This window comes from Arthrobacter sp. efr-133-TYG-120 (assembly GCF_030209785.1).
Lineage (GTDB): Bacteria > Actinomycetota > Actinomycetes > Actinomycetales > Micrococcaceae > Arthrobacter.
In genome coordinates, this window is sequence record NZ_JARVRI010000007.1 from 1 (window position 1) to 3,898 (window position 3,898).

Here is a 3,898-nt window from a genome sequence, read left to right on the forward strand (position 1 = left end):
AACTTGGCACACTATTGAGTTCTCAAACAACAGACACACCCGGCACCACCCAACCCACCAAAGGGCCCAGACTCGCTCCGGAGCAACTTTCCAAACTTACCCGAACCACCATCGCTTTGCAAATCAGTATCTCAACCAATTTCACGATTACAATTCGAATTTCCCTCAAATTGCGGCGCACGAAGCACCAGCCGTTTTAGGCTCAATTTGAAGGGGTTGGCCACCCGTGGTTCCCAGCTCTAGGCTGTCTCCCTCGCGGCGACTTAGAAGACATTACACGGCTTCTGTGCCGCGCGCAAATCCAGCACTGACGCCCCGCCGTACCCCGCACCTCAGAGGGATCCACAGCGCCCGATCGGACCGCCGCGGCGACGTCGACGGCGGAACGCGGGTTCCGGCGTCGGGCCCCTAACGGAACGCGGCGATACCAGTGAGCTTGCTACCCAAGATCAGGGTATGGACTTCGTCGGTGCCTTCATACGTGCGAACGGATTCCAGGTTGTTGGCATGCCGCAAGGGTGAGTGGTCCAGCGTTATTCCGTTGCCGCCAAGGATTGTGCGGGCTTCGCGGGCAATCTTGATGGCCTCGCGGCAGTTGTTCAATTTGCCCACCGAAATCTGGTCCGGCTGCAAGGTGCCGGCGTCCTTCTTGCGCCCAAGGTGCAAGGCCAGGAGGAATCCCTTATTGATCTCCAGGGCCATATCAACCAACTTCTGCTGGGTCAGCTGGTAGCCGGCCAGCGGCCTGCCGAACTGCAGACGGCCCTTGGAGTAATCGAGGGCTACCTCGAACGCATCGCGAGCAGCGCCCATGGCGCCCCAGATGATCCCGTAGCGGGCTTCGTTCAGGCATGAGAAGGGCCCTTTGAGCCCGACGACGTTTGGCAGCATTGCGCTTTCGGGTAGTCGCACGTTGGACAATTCGATGTCGCATTGGATGGAGGCCCGCATGGAGAGCTTAGGCTCGATCGGCGTCGCCGTGAATCCAGGTGTCTCGGTTGGGACTACAAAGCCGCGGACGCCGCCGTCGGTCTGGGCCCAGATGATGGCGACTTTGGCGACCGACGCTAGGCCGATCCAGCGTTTTGATCCGTTGAGGATCCAGTCGCCTCCGTCGCGGTGCGCAAAGGTAGTCATGCCACCCGGATCCGACCCCGCCGTCGGTTCCGTCAGCCCAAAGCAGCCGATCGCTTCCCCCGCGGCCATCGCAGGCAGCCATTCGGCTTTCTGTTCATCCGAACCGTGCTTGTAGATGGCGCTCATCGCCAGTGAGCCCTGCACCGAGACGAAGGTCCGCAGCCCGGAATCGCCAGCCTCAAGTTCCGCTCCGGTCAGGCCGTATTCGACGGCGGATCGGCCGGCGCAGCCGTAACCCTTCAGGTGCATGCCGAGCAGGCCCATCTTGGCCAGTTCAGGGACAAGTTCCAGCGGGAAAACGGCCCTTTCATACCAAGTTGCGACGTGTGGCCTGACTTCGCTATCCACGAAGGCCCGCACCGAATCGCGCAGTGCACGCTCATCCGCGCTGAGGAGGGAATCAAAGTCAATCAGATCGCTGATATCGGACATCTATGTGCCTTTCGCGGATGTGTTTGGAGGTCGGACTGCGAAGGTAGACCCTTGGTGCTCGCCAATGTCCGGGGGAACTTGCCTGTAGCTCGGCGCCGACGCGGACAGCCGGATCGGGTTGGTCAACTGCCGGGAGCTGCGACCTGTGGCGGGGTCAGTGACAATGATCGACGGTTCCAGCCCCAGGCGCTCTGCCAGTTCGAAAGCCTCGCCGACGGTGTTGACCCTCCCCGCAGGAACACCGGCGGCGAGCAATTTCCGTTGCCAATTCGCAGCAGTGTCAGCATCGAGCGCAGTCTCGACCACAATCCGCAGCTCCTCTCGGGACGCTACACGGCGTTCGTTAGTGAAGAACCTCGCTTGCTCGGGCAATCCCTTGAGTCCCAGAACTGACGCAAGGGCCGCAAATTGCCGGTCGTTACCGACCGCGATGGCGAGCGTGCCGCCGCCAGTGCGGAATGTCTCATAAGGGGCAATGCTGGGGTGTGCATTACCTAGCCGGGCAGGCGAACAGCCCGTGGCCAAAGTGGCCGTGGCTTGGTTGACCAGGGCTGCCAGGAGCGAAGAAAAGAGGTTGATCTGCACCTGCTGGCCGGTCCCTGCGGCATCGCGCACCCGCAAGGCCATCAGGATCCCTGCCAGGGCATTCTGTCCCGTGAGGACGTCAACCAGGGCAACCCCCACCTTGCTGGGTTCTCCGTCCGCTTGGCCGGTAATACTCATCAGACCGCCAAGTGCCTGCACGAGCAGGTCATAGCCAGGCAGATCCGCGCCGGTGCCAGCCCCGAAGCCAGAGATCGAACAGTAGACAATATCCGGCCGGCTCTCGGAGACGGTCTGATAATCCAGCCCGAATTTCGCCATGACTCCCGGGCGGAAGTTTTCGATAACGACGTCGCAGCCGGCCACGAGCGCTCGGGCATAACTCAATCCCTCATCGGACTTGAGATCGGCTACCACTGATCTCTTGTTCCGGTTGACGCTTCCAAAATAGGTGCCGGTGCCGTCGATGTCCACAGGCGGGACCCAGGCCCGGGTATCGTCGCCGGCAGCACTCTCTATCTTGATAACGTCCGCACCGTAATCGGCCAGCATCATGGAGCACAGCGGTCCGGCTAGAACCCGCGAAAAGTCCGCGATCCGTATTCCAGCCAAGGGCTGAGGCAGACCGCTTCGGCTGTCCGCTGTGGATTCCACGACCATCTCCCTCGATAGTTGTATGTTGCATGCAACTGTAGGGGATTGTCTTCAGCTTGTAAACAATTCCTCGCCGTATTGGAGTCAGCCGCGGAGTTTCGTCAGCTGATCCAGCTTCGCCAGATAGGCATCAGAGGACAGCCCCGGCGTCTTCGCGCAAACGCCCGTAATGAGAAGCCGGGCGGTACGGGTGACATGTTCTCGAACCGCGGCCGATGCAGCCTGCGGGTCCTTTCGCTCCAATGCCTCGAGAATGCCTCGACGGTCGTCCGCCAAGTCCTGGCTGCTTCGGATTGAAGGGATGGTCACCAACCCTTGCGCGAGAACGAGATTGCGGAGCTCGCCGTCCAGGGTCGTTAGGCGGGGATTACCCGCCAAACCCATGAGGAACAGGTGAAATTCCTTGTCCGCCTGCAGGGTGCCGGGACCGTCCTCGCCGGCCGCAGCGTCCAGGATCCGCCCGTGCAACAACCGGAAATGCTCCAAGTCGTCCTTGGTGATGACCTCGGCGGCCCTAGCCGCTGCCGGGGGCTCAAGAAGAATTCGGATCTGGAAGATCTGCACAATCTCATCAAGTGAAATCTGGAGCACGCGGACGCCGCGGTTCTTCTCGATCCGGACAATGCCCTCCTTTTCGAGCAGCTGCAGGGCCTCACGTACCGGCGTTCTGGACACGCCGAGTCTTTCGGCTAGTCCGATCGCGGAATAGTGCTCCCCGGGCGTCATCTCACCGGACGTGATTGCCGCCCGCAGCATCTCTGTGGCCTGTGCTGTCAGCGACACTCCGGGAGTAACCTGTTGCATGCTACTCATCCTGACATTGTAAGGGTCGACGCCGACCTGCTCTCGGAGGGTGTGTATGTGAGCCGGGGTTTGGGATTTCGGGTCCATAGGCGAGCGGGGGTTTGGGATTTCGAGGCCATATCCGAGCGGGGGTCCGGGGAAACCGGGTCATGGGTGGGCCGGGGTTGGATGCCCCGGACCGCCGCTCAGTAATAAAGGGTTTTCGTGGGACGCGGGCTCGGATATGCGGGGTTTTCGTGGGACCCTCGCTCGTGTGCCGTGTGTTCGGGTGTGTTAAGTGGGTCAGGCCCCGACACGGTGTGTCGGGGCCTGGCCGGTGAATGGTTGT

4 protein-coding genes are annotated in these 3,898 nt (G+C 61.2%); 1 reads left to right on the top strand and 3 read right to left on the bottom strand.

Annotated features, from left to right (window positions below):
* Positions 1-200, top strand: a 200-nt coding sequence (locus tag QRN51_RS05020) for a hypothetical protein (protein ID WP_284988889.1), incomplete at its 5' end; no start/stop codon positions are given.
* Between the two features lie 208 nt (positions 201-408).
* Here the strand turns inward: QRN51_RS05020 and QRN51_RS05025 are convergent.
* The 3 genes from QRN51_RS05025 to QRN51_RS05035 all read right to left on the bottom strand — a co-directional run bounded on the left by QRN51_RS05025 (position 409) and on the right by QRN51_RS05035 (position 3,579).
* Entirely contained in the window at positions 409-1,569 is a 1,161-nt protein-coding gene (locus QRN51_RS05025; protein ID WP_284988890.1) for an acyl-CoA dehydrogenase family protein, read from the bottom strand.
* On the bottom strand, positions 1,570-2,772 hold the full coding sequence (locus QRN51_RS05030) for a CaiB/BaiF CoA transferase family protein (protein ID WP_284988891.1): 1,203 nt from the start codon (positions 2,770-2,772) through the stop codon (positions 1,570-1,572). It lies immediately after the preceding gene.
* Positions 2,773-2,850: 78 nt separating this feature from the next.
* On the bottom strand, positions 2,851-3,579 hold the full coding sequence (locus tag QRN51_RS05035; RefSeq protein ID WP_284988892.1) for a GntR family transcriptional regulator: 729 nt from the start codon (positions 3,577-3,579) through the stop codon (positions 2,851-2,853).
* Positions 3,580-3,898: the final 319 nt, after the last annotated feature.

Coding starts and splice junctions, on each gene's coding strand:
- QRN51_RS05035 (WP_284988892.1), bottom strand. CDS start 3,579: ATGAGTAGCATGCAACAGGTTACTCCCGGAGTGTCGCTGACAGCACAG.
- QRN51_RS05025 (WP_284988890.1), bottom strand. CDS start 1,569: ATGTCCGATATCAGCGATCTGATTGACTTTGATTCCCTCCTCAGCGCG.
- QRN51_RS05030 (WP_284988891.1), bottom strand. CDS start 2,772: ATGGTCGTGGAATCCACAGCGGACAGCCGAAGCGGTCTGCCTCAGCCC.